This is a genomic window from Streptomyces sp. NPDC107765, from assembly GCF_055657085.1.
This window is the reverse complement of sequence record NZ_JBVKBL010000013.1, coordinates 74,433-96,827: the sequence shown is the minus strand read 5'-3', so window position 1 is coordinate 96,827 and position 22,395 is coordinate 74,433. Positions and strand designations below refer to the sequence as shown.

The 22,395-nt window shown below is 69.8% G+C and carries 27 protein-coding genes; 18 read left to right on the top strand and 9 right to left on the bottom strand.

Translation table 11 applies throughout. From position 1 onward, the window contains the following. Nucleotides 1–150 precede the first annotated feature (150 nt). A complete protein-coding gene (locus ACZ7MX_RS28500) occupies nucleotides 151–747 on the top strand; it encodes a TetR/AcrR family transcriptional regulator (protein ID WP_472136078.1) in 597 nt (198 codons plus the stop codon). A 214-nt stretch (nucleotides 748–961) separates the two neighbouring features. Here the strand turns inward: ACZ7MX_RS28500 and ACZ7MX_RS28495 are convergent, their stop codons facing one another. From ACZ7MX_RS28495 to ACZ7MX_RS28485, 3 genes are all read right to left on the bottom strand, one after another. Next, complete coding sequence (locus ACZ7MX_RS28495) at nucleotides 962–2,071, bottom strand: alpha/beta hydrolase (protein WP_472136077.1); 1,110 nt, start codon at nucleotides 2,069–2,071, stop codon at nucleotides 962–964. Nucleotides 2,072–2,243: 172 nt separating this feature from the next. Then, entirely contained in the window at nucleotides 2,244–3,926 is a 1,683-nt protein-coding gene (locus ACZ7MX_RS28490; protein WP_472136076.1) for a bifunctional 3'-5' exonuclease/DNA polymerase, read from the bottom strand. Nucleotides 3,927–4,060: 134 nt separating this feature from the next. Beyond that, nucleotides 4,061–5,221: a winged helix DNA-binding domain-containing protein gene (locus ACZ7MX_RS28485; protein ID WP_472136075.1), complete on the bottom strand. Its 1,161-nt coding sequence runs from the start codon at nucleotides 5,219–5,221 to the stop codon at nucleotides 4,061–4,063. 255 nt (nucleotides 5,222–5,476) lie between these two features. Between ACZ7MX_RS28485 and ACZ7MX_RS28480 the strand changes: the two genes are divergently transcribed. The 8 genes from ACZ7MX_RS28480 (at nucleotide 5,477) to ACZ7MX_RS28445 (ending at nucleotide 11,162) form a co-directional block, all read left to right on the top strand. Further along, a complete protein-coding gene (locus ACZ7MX_RS28480; RefSeq protein WP_472136074.1) occupies nucleotides 5,477–5,722 on the top strand; it encodes a chaplin in 246 nt (81 codons plus the stop codon). A 242-nt stretch (nucleotides 5,723–5,964) separates the two neighbouring features. Next, a complete protein-coding gene (locus tag ACZ7MX_RS28475; protein WP_472136073.1) occupies nucleotides 5,965–6,363 on the top strand; it encodes a rodlin in 399 nt (132 codons plus the stop codon). Nucleotides 6,364–6,723: 360 nt separating this feature from the next. Next, nucleotides 6,724–6,966 carry a chaplin gene (locus ACZ7MX_RS28470; RefSeq protein ID WP_472136292.1) on the top strand — a complete coding sequence of 81 codons (243 nt, stop codon included), beginning with the start codon at nucleotides 6,724–6,726 and terminating at the stop codon, nucleotides 6,964–6,966. Nucleotides 6,967–7,229: 263 nt separating this feature from the next. Beyond that, entirely contained in the window at nucleotides 7,230–7,517 is a 288-nt protein-coding gene (locus tag ACZ7MX_RS28465) for a hypothetical protein (RefSeq protein ID WP_472136072.1), read from the top strand. Between the two features lie 336 nt (nucleotides 7,518–7,853). Further along, complete coding sequence (locus ACZ7MX_RS28460) at nucleotides 7,854–8,255, top strand: rodlin (protein WP_472136071.1); 402 nt, start codon at nucleotides 7,854–7,856, stop codon at nucleotides 8,253–8,255. Nucleotides 8,256–8,731: 476 nt separating this feature from the next. After that, nucleotides 8,732–9,127 (top strand): rodlin, encoded by a 396-nt coding sequence (locus ACZ7MX_RS28455; RefSeq protein WP_472136070.1) that lies wholly within the window; start codon nucleotides 8,732–8,734, stop codon nucleotides 9,125–9,127. Between the two features lie 147 nt (nucleotides 9,128–9,274). After that, nucleotides 9,275–9,886 carry a chaplin gene (locus ACZ7MX_RS28450; protein WP_472136069.1) on the top strand — a complete coding sequence of 204 codons (612 nt, stop codon included), beginning with the start codon at nucleotides 9,275–9,277 and terminating at the stop codon, nucleotides 9,884–9,886. 430 nt (nucleotides 9,887–10,316) lie between these two features. Then, nucleotides 10,317–11,162: a nitrilase-related carbon-nitrogen hydrolase gene (locus ACZ7MX_RS28445; protein WP_472136068.1), complete on the top strand. Its 846-nt coding sequence runs from the start codon at nucleotides 10,317–10,319 to the stop codon at nucleotides 11,160–11,162. 24 nt (nucleotides 11,163–11,186) lie between these two features. On the opposite strand, the gene tatA is transcribed toward ACZ7MX_RS28445, so the two are convergent. Together tatA and ACZ7MX_RS28435 are read right to left on the bottom strand one after the other, a co-directional pair. Beyond that, complete coding sequence (gene tatA, locus ACZ7MX_RS28440) at nucleotides 11,187–11,396, bottom strand: Sec-independent protein translocase subunit TatA (RefSeq protein ID WP_472136067.1); 210 nt, start codon at nucleotides 11,394–11,396, stop codon at nucleotides 11,187–11,189. Between the two features lie 54 nt (nucleotides 11,397–11,450). Then, a complete protein-coding gene (locus tag ACZ7MX_RS28435; protein WP_472136066.1) occupies nucleotides 11,451–11,678 on the bottom strand; it encodes a hypothetical protein in 228 nt (75 codons plus the stop codon). A gap of 98 nt (nucleotides 11,679–11,776) precedes the next feature. Between ACZ7MX_RS28435 and rpmG the strand changes: the two genes are divergently transcribed. The 5 genes from rpmG (at nucleotide 11,777) to ACZ7MX_RS28410 (ending at nucleotide 14,327) form a co-directional block, all read left to right on the top strand. Beyond that, nucleotides 11,777–11,941, top strand: a complete 165-nt coding sequence (rpmG, locus tag ACZ7MX_RS28430; RefSeq protein ID WP_030801565.1) for a 50S ribosomal protein L33 — start codon at nucleotides 11,777–11,779, stop codon at nucleotides 11,939–11,941. Between the two features lie 5 nt (nucleotides 11,942–11,946). Next, entirely contained in the window at nucleotides 11,947–12,198 is a 252-nt protein-coding gene (locus ACZ7MX_RS28425) for a type B 50S ribosomal protein L31 (RefSeq protein ID WP_472136065.1), read from the top strand. Continuing rightward, nucleotides 12,198–13,346, top strand: coding sequence for a CobW family GTP-binding protein (locus tag ACZ7MX_RS28420; RefSeq protein ID WP_472136064.1), 1,149 nt, complete (start codon nucleotides 12,198–12,200; stop codon nucleotides 13,344–13,346). Before ACZ7MX_RS28425 ends, ACZ7MX_RS28420 begins: the two co-directional genes overlap by 1 nt. 88 nt (nucleotides 13,347–13,434) lie before the next feature. After that, the gene (gene rpsR / locus ACZ7MX_RS28415) at nucleotides 13,435–13,671 is read left to right on the top strand and encodes a 30S ribosomal protein S18 (protein ID WP_030801569.1); all 237 of its coding nucleotides are present in this window, start codon (nucleotides 13,435–13,437) and stop codon (nucleotides 13,669–13,671) included. Nucleotides 13,672–14,087: 416 nt separating this feature from the next. Beyond that, the gene (locus ACZ7MX_RS28410; RefSeq protein WP_261956420.1) at nucleotides 14,088–14,327 is read left to right on the top strand and encodes a DUF397 domain-containing protein; all 240 of its coding nucleotides are present in this window, start codon (nucleotides 14,088–14,090) and stop codon (nucleotides 14,325–14,327) included. 159 nt (nucleotides 14,328–14,486) lie between these two features. Here ACZ7MX_RS28410 and ACZ7MX_RS28405 read toward each other — a convergent pair whose 3' ends face one another. Next, nucleotides 14,487–14,981, bottom strand: a complete 495-nt coding sequence (locus ACZ7MX_RS28405) for an ATP-binding protein (protein ID WP_030414952.1) — start codon at nucleotides 14,979–14,981, stop codon at nucleotides 14,487–14,489. A 313-nt stretch (nucleotides 14,982–15,294) separates the two neighbouring features. Between ACZ7MX_RS28405 and ACZ7MX_RS28400 the strand changes: the two genes are divergently transcribed. From ACZ7MX_RS28400 to ACZ7MX_RS28385, 4 genes are all read left to right on the top strand, one after another. Continuing rightward, a complete protein-coding gene (locus ACZ7MX_RS28400; RefSeq protein WP_030801576.1) occupies nucleotides 15,295–16,158 on the top strand; it encodes a helix-turn-helix domain-containing protein in 864 nt (287 codons plus the stop codon). A gap of 104 nt (nucleotides 16,159–16,262) precedes the next feature. After that, complete coding sequence (locus tag ACZ7MX_RS28395; RefSeq protein ID WP_472136063.1) at nucleotides 16,263–17,720, top strand: aldehyde dehydrogenase family protein; 1,458 nt, start codon at nucleotides 16,263–16,265, stop codon at nucleotides 17,718–17,720. A gap of 435 nt (nucleotides 17,721–18,155) precedes the next feature. Next, nucleotides 18,156–18,704: a DinB family protein gene (locus ACZ7MX_RS28390; protein WP_472136062.1), complete on the top strand. Its 549-nt coding sequence runs from the start codon at nucleotides 18,156–18,158 to the stop codon at nucleotides 18,702–18,704. A 184-nt stretch (nucleotides 18,705–18,888) separates the two neighbouring features. Next, nucleotides 18,889–19,530 carry a PadR family transcriptional regulator gene (locus ACZ7MX_RS28385; protein WP_472136061.1) on the top strand — a complete coding sequence of 214 codons (642 nt, stop codon included), beginning with the start codon at nucleotides 18,889–18,891 and terminating at the stop codon, nucleotides 19,528–19,530. Between the two features lie 183 nt (nucleotides 19,531–19,713). Here the strand turns inward: ACZ7MX_RS28385 and ACZ7MX_RS28380 are convergent, their stop codons facing one another. Genes ACZ7MX_RS28380 through wrbA form a run of 3 tightly spaced genes read right to left on the bottom strand, consistent with a single transcriptional unit; the run spans nucleotide 19,714 to nucleotide 22,293 of the window. Beyond that, nucleotides 19,714–20,190, bottom strand: a complete 477-nt coding sequence (locus tag ACZ7MX_RS28380; RefSeq protein WP_472136060.1) for an SRPBCC domain-containing protein — start codon at nucleotides 20,188–20,190, stop codon at nucleotides 19,714–19,716. A gap of 41 nt (nucleotides 20,191–20,231) precedes the next feature. After that, nucleotides 20,232–21,647, bottom strand: a complete 1,416-nt coding sequence (locus ACZ7MX_RS28375; protein ID WP_472136059.1) for a glutamate decarboxylase — start codon at nucleotides 21,645–21,647, stop codon at nucleotides 20,232–20,234. A gap of 16 nt (nucleotides 21,648–21,663) precedes the next feature. Further along, the gene (gene wrbA, locus ACZ7MX_RS28370; protein WP_472136058.1) at nucleotides 21,664–22,293 is read right to left on the bottom strand and encodes an NAD(P)H:quinone oxidoreductase; all 630 of its coding nucleotides are present in this window, start codon (nucleotides 22,291–22,293) and stop codon (nucleotides 21,664–21,666) included. Nucleotides 22,294–22,395: the final 102 nt, after the last annotated feature.

Genomic DNA, 22,395 nt, shown 5'->3' with positions numbered 1-22,395 from the left:
CCCGTATCCGGTCGCCTCACGGTGAGTCGACCCGTAAGTTACTTCTGCGTATACCAAGCGGTACACGACCTAGTATCCTTGATCACAGCGATGATTGCGAGAGGAATCGAGCAGTCGAAATCGGCCAAACGGAGGGGTGGCGAGGCTCGTATGAGGGAGATCGATCGGGGGCGCGCGGCGCGCGCCGAGGCCAGGACGCGTATCGAGGACACCGCCGCCCGGCTGTTCGCCGAGCGCGGCTACGCGGGCACGACCATCGGGGAGATCGCCGCCGAGGCCGGCCTGAGCAAGCCCATGCTCTACCGCCACTTCGACTCCAAGCAGGAACTGCACCTGGCCCTGCTGGAGCGGCACCGCGATGAGTTGGCGGCCGCCCCGATCCAGCAACTCCTGCACGGGGAAGGGGATCTGGACAGCCGTATGAGGGCGATGTACGACGCCTGGTTCGGATATGTGCAGAGCCATCCGTACACCTGGCGGATGATGTTCCGTGACACCACCGGAGACACGGAGGTGCAGGACTTCCACCGTGAACTGCAGCGCAGGCAGCGCGAGACGGACATGGCGCTGCTGCGGGAGTTCGCCCCCGGTCTGCCCGAGGGCGAACTTGAGCCGCTGGCCGAGGCGATCCGCAGCTCCCTCTACGGACTCGCCCTGTGGTGGCTGGACCAGCCCGACCAGCCACGGGAACTACTGGTGTCGGCGATGACCCGGATCACCCGTGGCTTGATTTCAACCGTCGAGTAACCGGGGGAGGGTCGGGAGGCGCCTCCTCCCCGGCGGAGGGGGAGGGGAGGCAGCTGCGCAGGGAGCGGACGCGCGGGAACAGGCCGCACGACGCAGGTCACCCGGCGCAGCCCGCACAGCCCAGGCCCAACGGCCCAGGCCACGACACGACGCAGCCCACCCCCGCGCCTACGCCCGGCCCCCGCAGCTCGCAGCCCGCACGCCCCCAGCGCGCTCAGGCCACCACCGCCCCTTCCGCCGGCTCCGGATACAGCGCCGACCGCAACTGGCCCTTCCAGTGCGCCTTCATCTCCCTCGCGAGGCGGGTGGCGGGGGCGTGCAGTTCGAAGCCGTGCCATGCCCCGGGGACGTTGTGGACCGTCACCGGCACGCCCGCGTCCATCAAGCGCCGGGCGTACGCCAGGCCGGTGTCGCGCAGCGGATCGAGGTCGCAGACCATGACGTACGCGGGCGGCAGGCCGGAGAGGTCGGTGGCGCGGGCCGGCGAGGCGTAGGCGTCCGGCACCGTCGTCCCCTCGGGGAGGTAGTGCTGCCAGGCCAGGCGCACGGTCAGAAGACTGTTCAGCCAGGGGTTCGGCGGGGCACCGGCCCCGGAGCCGGCGCCCGTGCCCTCCGAACCCTCCGGCGTGGCCGGGATGGGCTGCTCGGCGGCGCGGTCGTCCACGTCCGGTACGCACATCGACTGGTAGACCAGCGCCGGGCCACCGCGGTCGCGGGCCATCAAGGCGACGGCCGCGCTCAGCCCACCGCCCGCCGAATTCCCGGTGACGGCGATCCGGTCCGTGTCGATCCCCAGGTCATTCGCCTGCTCGGCCGTCCACTCCAGGGCCAGATAGCAGTCCTCCACACCGGCCGGGTACCGGTGCTCCGGAGCGAGACGGTATTCAACGGTGACGACAATGGCGGGCAATTCGCGGCAGAGCGCGATCGCTGACCGGTCCTGACCGGGCAGCGAGCGGCCGATGGCATATCCGCCACCGTGGAAGTGCAATACGGCGGGCAGGAGCCCCTCACCGATTTCCCCGGCCTCGTCGTCCTCCTCGTTCCCCTCCTTCCCCTCGTGCAGCTCAGCCTCCGCACGCTCCGGCCGGTAGACCTCGACCGTGAGGGCGCTCCCGTCCGGTCGCGGGATGTCGTACCGCTTGCTGCTCACCCCGGTCCGATCGGCCGGGCGCAGCGCCAGCAGCCCGCGGAACTTCTCACGGGTGGCCTCGATGTCCTCGTACGGATTCGAGAACGGCGGCAACTTCTCGAGGTGTGGGACCAGTTCGGGATGCACGGTCAAGCCGGGCGGGACAGTTATCAGAAGATCCTTCTCAGCCATATACGTCTCCTATCAGCGTTGGCGTGCGGATATGGCGATATGGCGAAACCGGAGCCGCCGACCCGAGCAAACCGAGCAAACCGAGCAAACCAAGGGAAACCCGGGGAAACCGAGGGGAACGAGAGGAACCTGACAGACACAAGCCGCGCGAAGAAAGCGGCCCGCCCGCACCTCACTTCGCGTCCGCGTAGCACTCCACCACCGCTGTGGTGAAGGGAAAGCGGACGGGTGTCTCGCCGAACGCCGTCCGGCCTGCCGTCGCGGCCGCTGCCGTGATGGCCTCGGACACCACGGCCGCCTCCTCCGCGGGGCAGTGCACGATCACCTCGTCGTGCTGGAAGAACACCAGCTCGGCGCGGAGACCGCCCGCCCACAGCGCCCGGCGCAACGCGGCCAGCAGCAGCAACGCCCAGTCGGCGGCGCTGCCCTGCACGACGAAGTTACGGGTGAACCGGCCGCGGGCGCGGGCGGCCGCCGAACTGCCGCCGTACCCCGTGGACTGCTCCTCCTCCTGAGGCAGACCCGCCTCGTCGGGCGGTGCCATGGAGGCGGGCGGGCAGGTGCGGCCCAGCCACGTACGCACCAGGCGCCCCTCCTCGCCCGCGCGCGCCGCCTCGTCCACATACGCCACGGCCGCCGGATAGCGGCGGCGCAGATCGGCCATGTGCTTGAGGGCGTCGCCCGACGTCTGGCCGTAAATCGCCCCCAGGAGCCCGAGCTTGGCCCGGTCCCGGTCGCCGCCGAACGCACGGGCGGCCAGGTCCGCGTAGAGATCCTCGCCGGTGCCGGCCACCTCCATCAGACCCCGGTCGCGGGAGACCGCGGCCAGCACCCGCGGCTCCATCTGGTCCGCGTCGGCGACCACCAGGCGCCACCCCGGATCGGCGAGCACCGCCCGGCGGATCACCTTCGGGACCTGCAGCGCACCCCCGCCGTTGGTCGTCCAGCGGCCGGAGACCGTGCCACCGGGCAGGTACTCGGGACGGAACCGGCCGTCGTGCACCCACTGCTGCAGCCACGCCCACCCATGGGCGGTGTGCAGACGGTAGAGCGTCTTGTACGCCAGCAGCGGCGCCACCGCAGGATGATCGACCTGCTGCAGCTCCCACTTACGGGTCGAGGTCAGCGGAATCCCGGCCCGGCCGAACGCCTTGACGATGTCGTTCGGCAGATCGGGACGCACCCGCGCACCGGGCCCGAACGCCCGGGACACCTCGTCCGCCAGCTCCGCCATCCGCCGTGGCTCCAGCCCGCCCGGAAAACGCTCGCCCAGCAGCTCGTCGAGCAACGCACGATGCACGTCCGCACGCCACGGCACCCCCGTACGCCCCATCTCGGCGGCCACCAGCATGCCCGCGGACTCGGCGGCGAGCAGCAGCCGCATCCGCTCCGGGTGCTCCGCCCGTGCCGTACGTGCCACCTGCGCGGCGTAGACCTCCGTCAGCGCCGACAACTCGTCCGTACCGGGCGGCAACGGCACCGGTCCCGGTTCGAAGAGGGACGGCTGGGTCTCCGCCGTACGTGGGGGAGCGTCCGGAGGCACGGGCAGGGAGCGCAGCCGTGCCCAAGCGGCGGCCAGCGAACGCGGCTGCCCCGACTGGCCCTCCTCATGGCCGATCAGCAGCGCCTCCGCGGCCTCCACGTCGTAGCACCGCTCGACGCGCACCCCGGCAGCCAGCAGCCGCCGGTAGATCTCGGCGGTGGACCGCCACACCCACCGCTCGACCTCGGGCCGCGACCGCACCGCCTCGGCGAGCGACGGCTCGCTCACCACCGGCCCCGCCACCCGGCCGTCCGGAGTGAGCGGGCAGAGACGAGCACCCCCGTCGCCCGTCTCCACCACCGCCCATCTCATGTCCTTCAGTCTTGCACCAGGGTCTGACAATGGCCCTGACCTGCACGTTCGCCATGCGACAGCAGCCGCAACCCTCCCGTGGGCGCTCTGGCTACGGCTACGGTCACGGCCACAAGCACAGTCACGGCCAAGGCCTACCGCACCCGCACCACCAGCCGCCGTTCGCGGCCCGTGCAGCGGGCGAGATGGTCGGCCTCCGCCTCCAAGCCCGCGGCCGGCACCGCGCTGTGCTCCGCGAACAACGTCACGTCCACCGTCTCCTCGGTGAACTCCCATACGCCCGCCACCCGACCCTCATGCACCACCACCGGCGAGATCCAGCCGCCGCTGCGGCTGACCGCGGTGCGCCGCGCGGCCGCGATCAGTCGCGTATCGGCAGTGCCGGGCCCGAGGATGTACTGATCGAAACCGGCCAGCAGCCGCACCTCCTGCGAGGGCTTGATGCGCGCCAGCGCCGTCACATCCTCACTTCGCACATACGCCGTGCCCCCCTCACCGCCCCTGCCCCCGCCCGCGCTGCCGCCACCGCTTCCGGCCTCGACCTCGACCGCTGTCAGCCGGTCGCCGAGCGACTCGAACCACCCGCGGAGCACGGCCTTACGCGTCGCCCCGCGCAGCAGCCAGGCGTCGAACGTGGCCGGTGTGGCCGGACCGTGGGCCGCCAGGTACGCCGAGATCACCGCCGGCGCGGCCTCGTCCGGGTCCGGCACCCCTCGCCAGCCGGGCACCCAGGAGCGTGGCGAGGTGAACGTGACGTTCGGCCCCTGTGGCGGTCCCTGGCACAACCGGCCGGTCCAGGCCAGCGGTTTGAGGACGGTGCCCCAGCCGGACGCCAACTGCTCGCCCAGACCTTCGAGGCCGGGCCGCGCCAGCACCGCGTCGATCAACTCCTGCCGGGTCAGCACCTGCCCGTCGAGGATCTCGTCGACGGCCTCACCCAGCGCCGACACCTGCTGCGGACTCACCCCGAACGCCCGCTGCCAGGACGGCTTTTCCCACGTACGCGCCGCCCCGAGCAGGGCGAGATACGCCGCCGCCCCGTCGGCCGGCAGCAGATGCAGCGTGCCCCGCATCGCCCAGGTCCTGACCAGGGACCGGGCCGCGAGCGCCTCCTGAACGGCGCCGCGGCGAGGGTCCTTCTGCCGTATCGCCAGGGCGAGTTCGGCCGCCGAGGCGACCTGCGCCTGCACACCGGCCAGGTGCCCGACGAGCCGCTCCACCGAGACGGTCGTCCGCGGTGCCAGACTCTGCTGCCGCAGCCGCCACGCCAGCACCTGCGCAGATGTCACTTTCATACCGCCATTGGACCCGACGCCACTGACAATCCACCGTGAACCGGAGCTGGTTGCGGGGCCGGTGCCGCCACGCGTGCGACGATGACGGCGAGGCACCTGGTACGCCGGGCCGCCCACATTCGACGGCCACCGAATGTACGAGAAGTCCCTTTCACCCGTTTGAGCCGCTACTTTTGCCCCGGTTGATGCGTTGAGCTGCTTGTCGCTCTATGCGGCGCGCACATACCTGAACGCTGCTCAGTGAAGAGGTTCACCGTGAAGTTTGTCTCGAAGGCCGTTGTCCTGTCCGCCGCCACGGGCGTTGCTGTAGTGGGGGCGGCCGGTATGGCCAGTGCCTCGGGCGGTGCCTCCGCCGCGGGCGGCGCGATCGGCTCCCCCGGTGTCATCTCCGGCAACGCCGTCCAGGTGCCGATCTCCATCCCGATCAACGTGTGCGGCAACACCATCAACGCCTTCGCGCTGCTGAACCCGGCGTTCGGCAACATCTGCATCAACCGCTGAACGCTGTACAGAGGTTGATGGCCCGGGCCGCTGACGCGGGCGGTCCACCACAAAGGCCGGTACGCATTCCCGTACCGGCCTTTGTGTCGCCCACTCCGCATCCGGGCCGAAAGGCCGCCCAGATGCAGTGATATGTGTCTATCGTTCCGCGGCATTCGGGTGAATGGGCGAAACCGCACCCAAAGAAGCGAGTTGACCAGGGCGCTCCGAATACGGGCACTCCGCTTCGAGAAGGGTAAATCGTGATCAAGAAGGTCCTGGCCACGACGGCTGTAGCCGCGTCCGTCGTCGGAATTTCGGCGGCGATCGCGCCCCAGGCGATGGCGATCGGCAACCACCACGGCACCCAGACGGTCAACGGCAACGGCGCCAAGTCCGCGTTCGGCAACTCCACCACGCACGGCAGCATGAGCCCGCAGCTGGAGCTCATCCAGGGCACGCTGAACAAGCCCTGCATCGCCGTCGGCAAGGTGCCGGTGCAGGTCGCGTCCGCGCTCCAGGTGCAGGACATCAATGTGCTGTCCAACCCGCAGAACCAGCAGTGCGCGGACAACTCGACGCAGGCGAAGGGCGACGAGACGCTGTCGCACATCATCGACGACATCCCGATCCTGTCCGGGAACGGCGTCGGCAACCACTGAGCCGGCCAACCGCCGCAGGTCCGGACCGCCGGCTCTCCTTTCCAGGGCGGCCCGGTCCTGCGGCGTCCATGACGAATCGCAGAGACAGATAATCTCGATCCCCTTTAGGTAGGAATTCGTATTCGGCGGGTGCCTCGTCCGGGGAACTCCGGTGTTTTTTCCGCCTCGTATGCACGGTGGCAATCTCTCGAAACGGCCTTGCGACCATCGAGCGATTTCTCCGAAAACCACCGGGCAAGGGTTTCGTCCACGACGGGCAATCGTTACCCATACCGGCAGCGGCGTTAGGGGCGAGCAGTACAACGCCCGGGCGACACGACGGTCGTGTGCGCCACGGACCCGCTGCGGGAAGGGCTGAAAGTGAAGTACGCAAAGGTCGCAGCAGTCACTGCCGGCACGCTCATGGCAGTGGGCGCGGCTGCGCCGGCATTCGCCAACGCGGGTGCCGCGGGTGTCGCCAGGAACTCCCCCGGTGTGATCTCGGGTAACGCCATCCAGGTTCCGATCCACATTCCGATCAACCTGTGTGGAAACACCATCAACATCGGCGCACTGCTGAACCCGGCGTTCGGCAACACTTGCATCAACGGCGACATCGATTGAGCTTGAGCTGTGTCCTTGCGGCCCGGCCCCGGTGCGCGTTCTCCTGTGCATCGGGGCCGGTCGCCATTCTTTTCCTGGCGAGAAACCTTACGGTTGCCCGCACTTTTCGGGCGGTCCGGCCGAGAAGAGCGAAATTCGGGGTTTCTTCGGACGGTGGCCCTCGTTAATCACCCTGAAAGCGGTGATCCGAGCAGCGAAGTGATCGCTTATGCGGCGCTGATCTCGCGGGACCGTCAAGCATCGCCCGAGAAGGGACAGTTGAAGTGAAGTACGCAAAGTCTGCTGCGGTTGTTGCCGGTTCCGTCCTGGCGCTGGGGGCCGCCGTGCCCGCTTTCGCCGCACAGCCCGGCGCTCCCACGATGAGCCTCAACGGCGCGGTGAACGACACGCTGAGCAGCGATCAGCTGGACGGCCACCAGCTCGCGCCGCTCTTCAACACGGTGCGGACCGCGCGGGACAAGGTCAAGTCGACCCACGCGAAGAAGCTGCTCCGGGGCGTCAACGTTGCGGCCAAGAATGGCCGGCTGCTCGGTGGCCTTCCGCTCAAGTAATTCCTGACGCATGGTGTCAGCCGGCGGCCGGCAGGCATCGGAACCGCTCGGCCAGGAGCGGTCGGCGCGGCGTGCACGGCGCGGTGTCTGGGCCGCCCTCCGTTCGCCTGCGACGGATAGGGGGATTTATGCGCCGCCGGACTGCGGGTTCGATTTCACGAAGCTTCACCGCGACCCGGATATTTCTCGGGCCGGGTGCCCGGTGCCGGGGCACGATGCCGACCGAAAAGTGCATCAGGCCACCCGCCGTTTGAGTGAATGAGAACAACCAAAAACGTCCTTGTGAGTTGGGCAGATTGCCCGGCCCAAGGGTATCCCGAAACACGAAGGACCAAAATGATCAAGAAGGCTCTGGCGACCGCAGCAGCGGCTGCGTCCATTGTCGGCGTGGCCAGCGCTGCCGCCCCTGAGGCGATGGCGATCGGTAACCAGCACGGGACGTCTTCCGTCAACGCCAACGGCGCGACGCAGTACTACGGGAATTCGACCACGTACGGCTACATGAGCCCGCAGATCGGCCTTGTCCAGGGCTCGCTGAACAAGCCCTGCATCGCCCTGGGCAAGGTGCCCGTGCAGCTCCTGGGAATCCTGCTGCAGGTTCAGGACGTCAATGTGCTGTCCAACCCGCAGAACCAGCAGTGCACCGAGAACTCCACCCAGGCCAAGGGCGACGAGCCGCTGTCGCACATCCTGGACAACATCCCGATCCTCTCGGGCAACGGCGCCGGAAACCACTGACCGGCTGAGCAATGCCCGGGCCGCCCGGCCCTCCTTCTTCCGGGCGGCCCGGGTTTTTACTGCCCACCCCGGGCCGGGGATTGTTATTCGCTCGTGACTGAAATCCGGCGAATCCGGTCGTTAGGAAGAGTGTGTGGAGGGAAGCATGCCAATGCCCTTGCGAAATTGATGGGGTTGCCAGGGCATTGGCATGCCGGCCGGAAACAAGTACAGGGCCTGCGCAGCCGTTCGGCGGTAGTGCGGGCCCTGTGTCGTGGCACGAGTCCCGATGAGCCGGTGAAGCGGGGCAGGAGTGGGCGCGGCGAAACTCCCGGGCGAATTTATCGCATTGTCGTCCTCCGGCCGGTGCGAGCGGCCTCTTTTTCGTAGGCCCGGGCCAGCTATTCGGGTGACGCTGCGCAACTCGCGGCCGCGTGGCGGGTTGTTCAAATAGGGCTCCCGGGCCGGGAGTTCCATCTCCTGAAGGGTTTGCGTGAATGAAGAAGATTATCGCGGGCGCGGCCGTGGCGGCGTCCCTGGTCGGTATTTCTGCCTTGGCCGCTCCCCAGGCCATGGCGATCGGTGACCAGAAGGGCACCCGGACGGTCAACGGGAACGGGGCGGCGTCGGTCTACGGCAACTCCACCACGCACGGCAAGCTGAGCACCCAGCTCGGACTCGTCCAGGGCTCGCTGAACCAGCTGTGCGTCGGTCTGGGCAAGGTGCCTGTCCAGGGCCTGGCCCTGTTCCAGATCCAGGACATCAATGTGCTGTCCAACCCGCAGAACCAGCAGTGCGTCCAGAACTCGACCCAGGCAAAGGGCGACGAGACGCTGTCGCACATCATCGACGACATCCCGATCCTCTCGGGCAACGGTGTCGCCAACCACTGAGGACGGCCGGCGGCTTCGGCCGCCCACCGCTTGCGTCTCCGGGCGGCCGGCGCCGCGTACGCGCTGCCGGCCGCCCGGCCGTATTCGCACCACGGGGGGAGCGGGCCCCTGGGCCCGTACGCAACGACTGCAGACGAGGGATGAGAGATGCGACAGAGCCTGAAGACCTGCGTGCTCATGGCCGCGGCGTCGGGCGTGCTCGGCGCGGGCGGCGGCACGGCATACGCGGACGCCGGCGCCGGGGGAGGCGCCTCGGACTCTCCGGGGGTGCTGTCCGGCAACAGCGTCCAGGTGAGCGTGGACGCCCCGGTCAACGCGTGTGGCAACTCGGTCGACGGGGCCGCGGCGCTCAATCCCGCCATGGGCAACTCCTGCGGGAACGGAGCGGCGCCCGCGCCGGCCGTACCGCCTCCCCCGGTGGCACAGCGGCCGCCCGTGTCGCCGGGGAAGCCGGCGGAGCCGGTGCGGCGCCCGGAGAAGGTGCACCCGCGGCACGAGGCGTCGACGCCGGTGAAGCCGGCGTCCGAGAAGGCGCCGCCGGCCGGCCACCGGGCCCCGCACGAGGCCGCGCACCGGCCCGCGCCGCGGTCCGTACCGGACCAGCGGATGGGCACGGTGGCGCGGGCCGGGGCGTCGGCGGGCTCGGCGCTGCTGGCGTCCACGGGGACCGGCGAGCTGGGGACGGCGGCCGGCGCGGGCGGGGGGCTGCTGCTGGGCGGGGCGATGCTGCTGCGCAGGGCCCGTACGCGGCGCCGGTGAGCGGCGCGGACGACGCGGATCACGAAGTGGGGGAGGAGGCCGGCCGGGCCGGTGGTGCCGGCTGATCCCGGGGCGCCCGGTGGCGAGACAGCCGGCCGAGCGGGTCCGGCGGGCCGCTCGGCCTGGGCCGCCCGGTCGAGCCGGCCGTCGGCATCACCGGACGGTTCGACCGCGGGCCGTCGCATCGCTTCCGGCGGGCGGGGCTGCGGCTGGAAGCCGCCCTTCCGGTGGCACGACGGATCGTGCGGATCAACGCGTGAGCACCCGCTCCGGCACGGGAAGGATCGTTCTTTCGCTCATTGGTGGGACCTGCCTCACAGGGCGTTTGAGGTGCGCGGAAGCGGGAGCTCCGCGGGGTGGTGCCGGTCCGTTCCGCCTCTGGCAAAATGGCGGGAAAGCCGCAAAAGTGATGAGTCGATGAGGTGGGGACATGCTCATTGCGCTGGCGCAGACCGATTGCGTGCTGGGCGAGGTGGCGGACAACCTGAAGGCCGCCCATGAGCAGATCGAGCAGGCCGCGACCCAGGGCGCCGATCTCGTCGTCTTCCCCGAACTGAGCCTGCACGGCTACCACTTGGGCGCGCTGAAGCGCGACGAGTCCATCGAGGCGAGCGACCCGCGGCTGCTGGAGCTGAGCACCCTGGGCCCCGACGTCCTCGTCGGCTTCCACGAGCACACCAGCCTGCGCGCGTACAACACCGCGGCCCACTACGCGTCCGGCGCGCTGCTGCACGCCCACCGCAAGCTCTACCTGCCCAACTACCTCGCCTGGGAGGAGCGCAAGCACGTCAGCCCCGGACAGTCGCTGCGTGCCTACGAGCTGAAGCGGTCCGCCCGCGGCGGCCGGGGCGCCACGCTGGTCTGCAACGACGCCTGGCAGCCGGTCCTGCCGTGGCTGGCGGTGCAGGACGGGGCGGAGGTGCTGTTCGTGCCGACCAACAGCGCGGCGAGCCTGGACCCGGAGGCCATGGACACCGGCCTGTACTGGGACACGCTGCTGTCCTATACGGCGAAGATGCTGCAGTGCTGGGTGGTCTTCGTCAATCGGGTCGGCAACGAGCACGGGGCGACGTTCTGGGGCGGTTCGCGGGTGGTGGACCCGCGCGGCGCGGTGGTGGCGCAGGCGCCCAAGTGGGAGCCGGCGCTGGTCACCGTCGAGATCGACCTGGCCGAGGCGCGCCGCCAGCGCCGGGCGGTGCCGCTGGTCGCCGAGGCCCGGCTGGGCCTGATCGACCGCGAGGTGCGGCGGCTGATCGACGAGGGCGGCGACCACTGACCACGGTCGGCCGCCCGGCCGGGGTCAGCGGCCGGCGGCGGACTCCGCAGGGGCCTCTGTGCGGGGCGCCTCGGTGGTCCGGTCGTCCTTGAGGGCCTTGGCCTCGGACTTCAGGATCCGCATCGAGCGGCCCAGCCCGCGCGCCATGTCGGGCAGCTTCTTCGAGCCGAAGAGCAGCACCAGGACCGCGATGATCAGGATCAGGTGCCAGGGTTCGAAGGCGTTGCGGAGCATGCGCACTCGCTTCCGTCGGGGGCCGCCAGGGGTCGGCGGGCGTTCTGTCCAGTATTACCCGGCTGTGCCGGGCGGTGCGGTCCGGGGGGCGCCGCCGGCGGCGGACGGCCGGGCGGGCCGCCGGCGGACCAGCCGGGCGCGGGTGGCGTCGCGTACCCCCGTCGGTGCGCGGCAACTGCGGAGGACGGCCTGGAGGGCCGCCCGGCGGGCCGCGTAACAGGCGACGACCGCCCGGCGCCGCGCGTTCCCCGCGATCCCGCCCTGTCGAGGCGTTGAAGGCATCGAAGGCGGTGAAGGGATCGAAGGCATCGAAAGTGCTCCTTCCGGTAGAGGCCTCAGGGCCTATTGAAAATGGAAACCATTTCCGTATACTAACCGGCATGGCCCGCAACGAACTCCGCCCGGTCGTCAAACTCCGGTCCACCGCCGGGACGGGATACACCTACGTGACCCGCAAGAACCGCCGTAACGACCCCGATCGCCTGCACCTGCGCAAGTACGACCCGGTGGCCGGCCGGCACGTCACCTTCCGAGAGGAGCGCTGAGCCCCATGAAGCACGGAATCCACCCCGCCTACGGGCCGGTCGTCTTCCGCGACCGGGCCGCGAACCACGCCTTCCTCACCCGGTCCACCGCCACCAGCGACAAGACCATCGAGTGGGAGGACGGCCACACCTACCCCGTCATCGACGTCGAGACCTCCTCGGCGAGCCACCCCTTCTACACGGGCACCGCCCGGGTGCTGGACACCGCCGGCCGCGTCGAGCGGTTCGAGCGGCGTTACGGCAAGCGGGCCCGCTGATGGACCGGCTGAACGTCGCGCTGGTGGGCGGACTGCACGCGGACGCCCGGCGGGCCACCGTCGAGCGGCTGCTGCACTCCGTCCCCGGCAGCGTCGCCCTGCACCACGACCTCGCACCGGCCGCCGACGGCACCGTGCGCCGCACGATCCGCGACGCCGGCGGCACCCTCGCCACCGGCGAGGCACCGCTCGTCAACGACTGCGCCTGCTGCGCCCTGCGCGAGGACCTGGTGCCCGAGCTGGAACGACTGGCCGCCGGCCGCACCTGCCGGCTGGCGGTCGTCGAACTGTGGGACTCCGTCGAACCCAGGGCGATGGCCGAGGTCATCACCACCTGCGGCAGCGAGCGCCTCGCACTGACGCAGGTGATCACGGCCGTCGACCCCGCGCTGCTGCTGCCCTACCTCGGCTGCGGCGACGACCTCGACGAGGCCGGACTCGCCGCCGCGGCGACCGACCGGCGCACGGTCGCGGACACCTGGGCCCGGCAGCTGGAATACGCACCCGTGCTGGCGATCGCCGCGGGCGACGAGCCGGCCGAGCCCGCCGACCTCGCACTGCTCGCCCAACTGCACCCCACCGCCCGCCACGTGCCCGTAGAGTCAGGTCAGTTGGCGGCCGCCGCCACGGCTGGATTCGACGTCGAGGCGGCCGCCGCCCGCCAGCACCCGGCCTGCGCGCTGCTCCCCCAGGAGGCCGAAGCGGACGGCGTCGGCACCCTCGTCTGGCGGCACACCCGGCCCTTCCACCCCGAGCGGCTCCATGCCGCCCTGGAGGACCTGACCTGCGCGGCCGCGCGCAGTCGGGGCCGCTTCTGGCTGGCCGATCGGCCCGACACCCTGCTCTCCTGGGACGCGGCCGGCGGAGCGCTCTGCGTGGAGAACGCCGGGCCCTGGCTGGCCGCACTGCCGGACGCCGCCTGGGAGATGGTCCCTCCGATGCGCCGCGCGGCCGCCGCACTGGACTGGCACCCCGAGCACGGGGACCGCGCCCAGCACCTGGTCTTCACCTCGCCGGGACTCGACCGCGAGGGGCTTACGTCCCTCCTGGACTCCTGCCTGCTCACCGACGCCGAGTACGCGGGCGGCCCACCGGCCTGGAAGAGACTGCCGGCGGCTTTCGACGAGCTCCTCGATCCGGTTTCGTAGTCCCTCGGCGCAGCTGGGTCCAGCCGGGTGCAGCCTGGGCCCACCGCACCTCACACCTCCCCGCCCTTCTTCGTCCCAAGGAAGTCCCATGCCCCGTCGGCACGACCCGCGCCGCAGGACCACCCCCCGCCCGAATCCGCTCGACGCGGCCGGCATCACGTACATCGACTACAAGGACACCGATCTGCTGCGGAAGTTCCTCTCGGACCGCGGCAAAGTGCGCAGCCGCCGGGTCACCCGGGTCACCGCGCAGCAGCAGCGCCAGATCGCCCGGGCGATCAAGAACGCACGGGAGATGGCGCTGCTCCCGTACGCCTCACGGTGACGGGGGCCCAGGGGCGGATGCCCGGCGATTTCCGGCTGGCCGAAGGGCATCGCTGAGAGCCGGGGTGAGGATGCCGCGGCTGTGCCGGCGGGACGCCGACGTGGGGCAGGGCGGCCTCGCCGACCGGGCCCTCACGCCGACCGGGCCCTCACCTGGGCCCCGGAACCCGAGGGACGTGGCACACGTCTCTTCCTCGGCGGTGAGGGATTCGGCCCGGACGACCCGTACGGGTACAGGTGCACCGCAGCATGGGCGGCGGCTGGTGATCGATGGTGGGGGAGCGCATGGGGCAGGTGCTCGACGAGCTGTGACGGGAGCGGCACCGGCTGTCGTGCACGTGCATCTGCGCATGCATCCGCATGTGAACGCAGCTATGATCCCGGGCAGTTGACACCATTTCTCACCGGGAGAGCCCTGTGCCCCACGCATACAACGGCATGGCCGCAACGGATCTCCGCGACGTGACCTGGCAGAAGAGCCGGCACAGCAACTCCCAGGGCTCCTGCGTGGAGTTCGCCAAACTGCCCGGCGGTGAGATCGCGGTCCGCAACTCCCGCTTCCCCGACGGCCCGGCGCTCGTCTACACCCCGGCCGAGGTACGCGCCATGCTGCTCGGCGTCAAGGACGGGGAGTTCGACCACCTCGTACCGGACTGAGCGTTCACGCGACTGAGCGGCCACAGCGGCGGCGAGCGGCACCACGCGCCGTCGGCATCTGCTGATGCGGCACGTGCAGATGCGGCACATGCATATGCAAGGAGCGCCCACCGGCGTGGCGGGCGCTCCTCGGGTGCGACGGGTGGCGGGCAAGGCCGGCTACGGCAGCCGGAACTGCGCCCACACGATCTTGCCGTGGGTGACGCCGGACAGCGGGTGCCAGCCCCAGCTGTCGCTGAACGAGTCCACCAGGTAGAGCCCCCGCCCCGATTCGGACGCCGAGTCCGCCGCGGAATCGGCCTCGCCGGCCACCGGTGAGTCATCGCTGGGGTCCCGCACCGCACAGATCAGCCGCTGCGACCAGCGCATCAGGTGGAGCCGGGCGGGAGGCGGGGCGTCGGCGTGCTCGGGGGCGGCCAGGACCGCATGTCTCAGGGCGTTGGTGACGAGTTCGGACACCACCAGCGCGACCGAGTCGAAGAGCTCGTCCAGTTCCCAGCCCTGAAGCGTGTCACGGGTGAACTTCCGCGCGGAGCGCACCGATTCGTACCGCGGGGGGAGGGTGCACGACGCGGATCCGGAGACGGCCAGCGGGTCGACGGGAGGAAAGCCCTGCCATAACGGCTCGAGCATGGTCAAAACCTTGGTCCCCATGCGAGGCACTCCTGGCGTTCGCGGACGTCATGACCCTGGCCGGTTCAGCCGGATCTGGCGGATCTTTCACGAGCGTGCATGCGTGCGCCGCCTATGGTTCCCAATGTGCGAGACAGATGCAAGGGCAGATGCACGTGCACGCGCCGCGATTGCATGAGATCGGGCCGGTTTGGCGGCAATTATTGCCACCGGTTCTTGTGGGCGGCTTGCGAGACCGGCTCATATCAGTAACCGGATGAGCACTCAACGAAGCCTGAACGTGGCAGACTGCGGCCCACCATTGGACGGGGTGGGTCACAGGAGGGTCAGAGAGGTGTCCGCAAGTGAGTCGAGCGGGTCGGTGGTGCGGCGGATCCTGCTCGGGTCGCAGCTTCGCCGACTGCGTGAATCCCGTGGGATAACCCGCGAGGCGGCCGGCTACTCGATCCGTGCGTCCGAATCCAAGATCAGCCGCATGGAGTTGGGCCGGGTCAGCTTCAAGGCACGCGACGTCGAGGACCTGCTCGTGCTGTACGGAGTCAGCGATCCGCAGGAGCGCGAGGCGCTGCTCTCCCTCGCGCGCGAGGCCAACGTCGCGGGCTGGTGGCACAGTTACACCGATGTGCTGCCCAGCTGGTTCCAGACGTACGTCGGCCTGGAAGGAGCCACGTCGCTCATCCGGGTCTACGAAGTCCAGTTCGTCCACGGGCTGTTGCAGACCGAGAGCTACGCACAGGCCGTCATCCGGCGCGGTATGCCGGACGCCGCGCCCGCCGACATAGAGCGCCGGGTCGCGCTGCGCATGGAACGCCAGAAACTGCTCGTCGCCGAGCGGCCCGCGCAATTCCACTGCGTCCTCGACGAGGCGGCGCTGCGCCGCCCGTACGGCGAACGCGAGGTGATGCGCGAGCAGGTGCGGCATCTGATCGACGTTTCCGAGCGTCCCAATGTGCGCCTCCAGGTCATGCCGTTCAGCCTGGGCGGGCACGCGGGGGAATTCGGCGCCTTCACCATGCTCGGATTCCAGGAATCGGGACTCCCGGACGTCGTCTTCCTGGAGCAGCTCACCAGCGCTCTGTATGTGGACAAGCCCGAAGAAGTGGCCCAATACGCGCGGGTGATGGACCGCCTCCAGGAAGAGGGACCCAGTCCGGCGGAGACCAGAGACCTTTTGCGTGGTCTACTCCAACTTATGTGACGTCTATCCCATCCCATGTGACGCGTCGGTAGGATGCGCCCCATCAGGAGTCAGCACCCCCCAACTAGGCGCCCTGCGCGCCCTGTTCTCCAGATCGGGATGGCATGTCCTACTTCGACGAGTTGGCCTATCAGTTCATCGACGGTGAGTGGCGCTCCGGAAGCGGCTCGTGGGACATCGTCGATTTCAATCCCTACAACGGCGAGAAACTGGCCTCCATACCCTGCGCCACGGTCGAGGAAATCGACCAGGCCTACCGAGCCGCCGAGCGTGCGCAACGGGAATGGGGCGCGGTCAATCCGTACACCCGGCGGCTGGTCTTCGAACGGGCCCTGCGGATCATCGACGACCGCGAGGCGGAACTGTCCGAGGCGATCGCCGCCGAGGTCGGCGGCACGCTCACCAAGGTGGGCTTCGAACTGCACCTGGCCCGCGAATTCCTGCGCGAGGCGATCCAGTTGGCGCTGCGCGCCGAGGGCCGCATCCTGCCGTCGCCCATCGACGGCAAGGAGAACCGCCTCTACCGGCTGCCGGTCGGCGTCGTCGGGGTGATCAGCCCCTTCAACTTCCCGTTCCTCCTCTCGCTCAAGTCCGTCGCGCCGGCCATCGCGCTGGGCAACGCGGTGGTCCTCAAACCGCACCAGAACACCCCGATCTGCGGCGGCGGGCTGGTCGCCAAGCTCTTCGAGGAGGCCGGGCTGCCGGCGGGCGTGCTCAACGTCGTCGTCACCGACATCGCCGAGATCGGTGACGCGCTCATCGACCACCCCGTGCCCAAGACGATCTCCTTCACCGGCTCGGAGAAGGTCGGCCGCCACGTCGCCACGGTCGCCGCCGCCCACTTCAAGCACTCGGTGCTGGAACTCGGCGGCAACAGCGCGCTGGTCGTCCTCGACGACGCCGACGTCGACTACGCCGTGGACGCCGCTGTCTTCAGCCGCTTCGTGCACCAGGGCCAGGTCTGCATGGCCGCCAACCGCATCCTGATCGACCGCGCCGTCGAGCGGGAATTCACCGAGAAGTTCGTCGCCAAGGTGGCGTCCCTCAAGGTCGGCGACCCCACCGACCCGCAGACCCACATCGGCCCGCTGATCAACGAGGGCCAGGCCGAGGCGGTGGCCTCCCTCGTGGACCGCGCGGTCGCCGAGGGCGCCTCGGCGCTCCTGCACGGCGAGACCCACGGCACGCTCGTCGCCCCGAGCGTCCTGAGCGGCCTCCCCGACGACTCCCCGCTCCTCACCCAGGAGATCTTCGGCCCGGTTGCGCTACTCGTCCCGTTCGACGGCGAGGAGGAAGCCGTACGGATCACCAACGCCACGCCCTTCGGGCTCAGCGGCGCGGTGCACACCGGCGACATCGAGCGCGGGGTGCGGTTCGCCAAGCGCATCGACACCGGGATGTTCCACGTCAACGACGCCACGGTCCACGACGAGCCGATCGTCCCCTTCGGCGGGGAGAAGAGCTCCGGGGTCGGCCGGCTGAACGGGGACGCGATGGTGGAGGCGTTCACCACCACGAAGTGGATCTCCATCCAGCACGGGCGGTCGGCGTTTCCGTTCTGATCCCGTTCTGATCTTGTTCTGATCTGAGGCGGTCGGGGTTTCCGGTCGGCGCTTCTGTTTTGTAGGCGGCGCTCGTCTGCAGGCGGCTCGTCTGTAGGCGGCTCGGTGGGGGCCGTGGGTACGGCCGTGGGCTGGGGTGGGCCTGGGCCTGGGGCTGGTGGTGGTGCGCGGGTGCCTGGGCCGGGGCTGCCTCCTTCTTTTCCGGCAACGATTACGGAGGGTAGTTTTGTTCCCGTGAGCGTAACAGAGAGTGGTTGGGGGAGGTGGGGGCGTCGGTGGGGTGAGCCCCCGAGGTGGCGCTGGCTTTTGGGGCTGGAGGTTGTTGGGGGGAAAGAGGACACAGGCTGTCCGCGATGGGGGCTAGCTTGGGGGTGTTGGAGGGCGGCGGCTCGGTGAGGGTCGGGTGTCCTTGGTGCGGGGCGGAAGGTGGATGGCATGCCTACTCATGTTGCGGCTGAGGCTCATGGGGACGAGATCGGGGCGCTGCTGGCCTTTTTGGAGGCGCAGCGGGGCGGGTTGCGGCGGGCCGTTCTGGGGCTGACCGACGAGCAGGCGAAGCAGCGGCCGAGTGCGAGTGAGCTGTCGCTGGCCGGGCTGGTCAAGCATGTCGCGGAGACCGAGCAGGGCTGGGTGGAGACGGCGCAGGAGCGGCCGCACTCGATCGAGCGGACGCAGGAGACCTGGCACCTGTCGTTCCAGCTGGAGGACGGCGAGACGGTGGCCGGGGTGCTGAAGTTCTGGGACGACGTCGCCCGGCGGACCGAGGAGTTCGTGCGGTCCGTGCCGAGTCTGAACGACACGTTCCCGCTGCCCGAGGCGCCGTGGTTCCCGAAGGACGCCCGGCAGTCGATGCGCTGGCTGCTGCTGCACCTGATCGAGGAGACCGCCCGGCACGCCGGTCATGCGGACATCATCCGAGAGTCGCTGGACGGTAAGACCGCCTTCGGGCTGGTGGATGAGGAACGGCAGGCCACGGAGGGGTAGGGGAAAGGGAAGGGCAGGGGACGGCTGGGGGGAGGCTGGGGAAGGGGTGGAGCGGTAGCGTTCCTTGGGCGTTCTAGGCTGGGCCTTGAGGGGTCGGGGCGTCGTCCGGTGGCGGCCCGACCAGGTGCCGAGGCGATGTGTCGTCGGGCGGCGGACGCAGAGGTGACGGGACGCGAGGGGTGCGATGTCGGCGATCCGGCTGCTGGTACTGGGCGCCGTGCGGCAGCACGGGCGGGCGCACGGCTATCAGGTGCGCAACGACCTGGAGTACTGGGGCGCCCACGAGTGGTCGAACGCCAAACCCGGTTCGATCTACCACGCGCTCAAGCAGATGGCCAAGCAAGGGCTGCTGCGCGCGCACGACATCGCGCCCAGTACTGCCGGCGGCCCGCCGCGTACCGAGTACGAGGTGACCCCGGCGGGCGAGGCGGAGTATTTCTCGCTGCTGCGGGCGGCGCTCTCCCGGGCGGACCAGAAGTTCGACGTACTGAGCGCGGGCATCGGCTTCGTGGTGGATCTGCCGCGGGACGAGGCGGTGGCGCTGCTCAAGCAGCGGGTGCGGGCGCTGGAGGAGTGGCGGTCCACGGTCACCGGGTACTACACGCCGGAGGAGGGGCCGGGGCAGCTCGGCCACATCGGCGAGATCATGAACCTGTGGGTGCACTCGGCGGACAGCGGCGCGGTGTGGACCCGCGGGCTGATCGAGCGGATCGAGGGCGGGGCGTACGTTTTCGCGGGCGAGGGGGAGCCGTTCGTCGGGGTGCTCGCCGAGGGGGAGGAGAACCCGTACGCGACGGGGGAGCGTCATCCCGGGGATGTGCACTGAGACAGTCATCAAGACCGTCATCAGGACTGTCATCAACACGTCATCAGGACCGTCATCAGGACCGTCATCAGGACCGTCATCAGGACCGTCATGAGGACTGTCACCAAGGTGGTCGCCAAGACCGTCAGTAGGACGCCGCGCCGTCGCCTGCCACGTCACTCACCCTCACTCACCCCCGCCGCATCACCCGCCGGAGACGAGCTCGGCCAGGTGGTGCAGTGAGTTGGTGAGGTGTTCGGGGGCGAACGGTGGGAACTGGAGGTACTCCCGGATGGACTGCGGCACCGCCGACCAGTCGTAGGTGAGCGTGATCTCGGTCTCGGAAGGGCCGAGCGGTGCGAGGTCGTAACGCCAAGTCCAGCCACCGAACTCCAGGCGACCGTCGTCCTTCTCCTCCCCCGTCAGCCAGCCGATGGCGCGCGGCGGGTCGAGCACCTGCACCTTGTTGGCCACCTGGTAGTCACCGTGCGGGTGGTGGGGGTGGTACATGGCCATCCGGAAGATCTGCCCCACCTCGGTCAGCGGCGCCCGGTCGACCGCTTCCTGGACCCAGCCGGTGCCATCGATCGCCGAATGGGCCGTGGGGTCCGCGAGCACCGCGAACACCTTCGCGGCGGGCACGGCGACGGTCAGGGTGGCGCTCACGTTCTCCTGGTCCACGGTGTGCACGCTCCTCGGCATACCCGTTTTTGCGGAGACGGCTAGTGGTGGAACGCCGTGGCCAGGCGTTGCGGGCGGTCCAGGGGGGCGGTTTGTCGGCGGAGTTCCGGGAGGAGTTGCGTCAGGTCGGTGAGGAAGAGGTCGGCCAGGTCGTGGGAGAAGCCGTTGCGGCAGACGATCCGTAGGACGGAGAGGTCCTCGCGGTTCGGGGGGAAGGTGTAGGCGGGGAGCAGCCAGCCGCGTTCCTTCATGCGGCGGGAGACGTCGAAGACGTCGTACGAGGTGACGTGGTCGGCCGTGGTGAAGGCGAAGACGGGCAGTTGGTCGCCGCGGGTGAGGAGGGTGAAGTCGCCGAGGGCCTCGATGCGTTCGGCCGTGGAGCGGGCCACGTCGCGGGTCGCCTGCTGGACGGCGCGGAACCCGGCCCGGCCGAGGCGGAGGAAGGTGTAGTACTGGGCGGCGACCTGGGCGCCGGGCCGGGAGAAGTTGAGGGCGAAGGTCGGCATGTCGCCGCCCAGGTAGTTCACGCGGAAGACCAGCTCCTCCGGGAGCGCGTCCATGTCGCGCCAGAGCGCCCAGCCGACGCCCGGGTAGACCAGGCCGTATTTGTGGCCCGAGGTGTTGATGGAGGCGACCCGCGGCAGGCGGAAGTCCCAGACCAGTTCCGGGTCGAGGAACGGGGCGATCATCGCGCCGGACGCGCCGTCCACGTGGACCGGGATGTCGAGGCCGGTCCGTTCCTGCACCTCGTCGAGCGCGGCGCAGATCTCGGCCACCGGCTCGTACGACCCGTCGAAGGTGGAGCCGAGGACGGCGACGACGCCGATGGTGTTCTCGTCGCAGAGTGCGGCGGCGGAGGCGGCGTCCATGTGGAAGCGCTCGCCCTCCATGGGGACCAGGCGCGCTTCGACCTCCCAGAAGTTGCAGAACTTGTCCCAGCAGACCTGCACATTGGCGCCCATGACGAGGTTGGGCCGGGCGCTGGCCGGGTAGCGGTCGGTGTTCCGCCGCATCCAGCGACGCTTGAGCGCCATGCCGGCGAGCATGCCGGCCTCGCTCGACCCGGTGGTGGAGCAGCCGACGGCGGCCGACGGGTCGGGTGCGTGCCACAGGTCGGCGAGCATCGCCACGCAGCGCCGTTCCAGTTCGGCGGTGCGTGGGTACTCGTCCTTGTCGATCATGTTCTTGTCCCGGCACTCCGTCATCAGGACACCGGCCTGCGGTTCCATCCAGGTGGTGACGAAGGTGGCGAGGTTGAGCCGGGCGTTGCCGTCCAGCATCAGCTCGTCGTGGACGAACTGGTAGGCGGTGTGCGGGGCGACCGGCCCGTCGGGGAGGGTGGTGTGGGGCGGTGACTCCTCCATGCCGGAGATCGGGTCGGCCTCGCCGTAGAAGGGGTTGACCGGGTGTGCGGTGCGCTTCTCGTCGGCCTTCGATGCGCCTTTGTGCAGAGTCAACTGTCGCCCCTTCGCGTCACGTTGCCGGCGCCAGGCCGTGCTTGATGGCTTTGGTGAACTTCACGACGCGCTGCGCCTGGATGCGGGCGGCGGTGTGCGCGTCGTCGTCGAGCGGGGTGTCCGGTCCGCCGATGTGGGAGGTGCCGTACGGGTTGCCGTCCCGGTACTTGGCCGGGTCGGTGTAGCCCGGGGTGACGAGGATGCCGCCGAAGTGGTGGACGGTCTGGTAGAGCGCCAGCAGGGTGGACTCCTGGCCGCCGTGGCGGGTGGCGCTCGCGGTGAACCCGCTGTAGACCTTGTCGGCCAGTCTGCCCTGGTGCCAGAGGCCGCCGAGGGTGTCGAGGTACTCCTTGAGCTGGGCGCTGACGTTCCCGAACCGGGTCGGCGTCCCGAAGATCACCGCGTCCGCCCAGAGCATGTCCTCGGGGGTGGCTTCCAGGATGTCCGCGGTGGCCTCGGCGTTGGCCGCCCACGCCGGGTTGGCGTCGATCGCGGTCTGCGGCGCGAGTTCGGCGGTCCGCCGCAGCCGTACGTCCGCGCCCGCGTGCTCGGCGGCGTCGGCGATCCACTGGGCGAGCGTGGCGATGGTGCCGGTGGACGAGTAGTAGATGACGGCGACGTGCACGTCGTGCGGGGGCAGGTGCATGCGGCATACCTCCTCATGCCCGACAATACGGGCATGAGGAGGGTGGGGCCATTACCGTCGGGCGCCCGGGGGTCCAGGCGTTGCCGTCGCTCGGTGTCGATC

What these genes read in the sequence shown, in the direction of transcription:
- ACZ7MX_RS28495 (WP_472136077.1), bottom strand. Translation starts at nt 2,071, where the DNA reads ATGGCTGAGAAGGATCTTCTGATAACTGTCCCGCCCGGCTTGACCGTG.
- ACZ7MX_RS28455 (WP_472136070.1), top strand. Translation starts at nt 8,732, where the DNA reads ATGAAGAAGATTATCGCGGGCGCGGCCGTGGCGGCGTCCCTGGTCGGT.
- ACZ7MX_RS28490 (WP_472136076.1), bottom strand. Translation starts at nt 3,926, where the DNA reads ATGAGATGGGCGGTGGTGGAGACGGGCGACGGGGGTGCTCGTCTCTGC.
- ACZ7MX_RS28390 (WP_472136062.1), top strand. Translation starts at nt 18,156, where the DNA reads ATGCCTACTCATGTTGCGGCTGAGGCTCATGGGGACGAGATCGGGGCG.
- ACZ7MX_RS28450 (WP_472136069.1), top strand. Translation starts at nt 9,275, where the DNA reads ATGCGACAGAGCCTGAAGACCTGCGTGCTCATGGCCGCGGCGTCGGGC.
- rpmG (WP_030801565.1), top strand. Translation starts at nt 11,777, where the DNA reads ATGGCCCGCAACGAACTCCGCCCGGTCGTCAAACTCCGGTCCACCGCC.
- ACZ7MX_RS28425 (WP_472136065.1), top strand. Translation starts at nt 11,947, where the DNA reads ATGAAGCACGGAATCCACCCCGCCTACGGGCCGGTCGTCTTCCGCGAC.
- wrbA (WP_472136058.1), bottom strand. Translation starts at nt 22,293, where the DNA reads ATGCACCTGCCCCCGCACGACGTGCACGTCGCCGTCATCTACTACTCG.
- ACZ7MX_RS28420 (WP_472136064.1), top strand. Translation starts at nt 12,198, where the DNA reads ATGGACCGGCTGAACGTCGCGCTGGTGGGCGGACTGCACGCGGACGCC.
- rpsR (WP_030801569.1), top strand. Translation starts at nt 13,435, where the DNA reads ATGCCCCGTCGGCACGACCCGCGCCGCAGGACCACCCCCCGCCCGAAT.
- ACZ7MX_RS28395 (WP_472136063.1), top strand. Translation starts at nt 16,263, where the DNA reads ATGTCCTACTTCGACGAGTTGGCCTATCAGTTCATCGACGGTGAGTGG.
- tatA (WP_472136067.1), bottom strand. Translation starts at nt 11,396, where the DNA reads ATGCTCCGCAACGCCTTCGAACCCTGGCACCTGATCCTGATCATCGCG.
- ACZ7MX_RS28405 (WP_030414952.1), bottom strand. Translation starts at nt 14,981, where the DNA reads ATGGGGACCAAGGTTTTGACCATGCTCGAGCCGTTATGGCAGGGCTTT.
- ACZ7MX_RS28500 (WP_472136078.1), top strand. Translation starts at nt 151, where the DNA reads ATGAGGGAGATCGATCGGGGGCGCGCGGCGCGCGCCGAGGCCAGGACG.
- ACZ7MX_RS28385 (WP_472136061.1), top strand. Translation starts at nt 18,889, where the DNA reads ATGTCGGCGATCCGGCTGCTGGTACTGGGCGCCGTGCGGCAGCACGGG.
- ACZ7MX_RS28445 (WP_472136068.1), top strand. Translation starts at nt 10,317, where the DNA reads ATGCTCATTGCGCTGGCGCAGACCGATTGCGTGCTGGGCGAGGTGGCG.
- ACZ7MX_RS28485 (WP_472136075.1), bottom strand. Translation starts at nt 5,221, where the DNA reads ATGAAAGTGACATCTGCGCAGGTGCTGGCGTGGCGGCTGCGGCAGCAG.
- ACZ7MX_RS28435 (WP_472136066.1), bottom strand. Translation starts at nt 11,678, where the DNA reads ATGCCTTCAACGCCTCGACAGGGCGGGATCGCGGGGAACGCGCGGCGC.
- ACZ7MX_RS28460 (WP_472136071.1), top strand. Translation starts at nt 7,854, where the DNA reads ATGATCAAGAAGGCTCTGGCGACCGCAGCAGCGGCTGCGTCCATTGTC.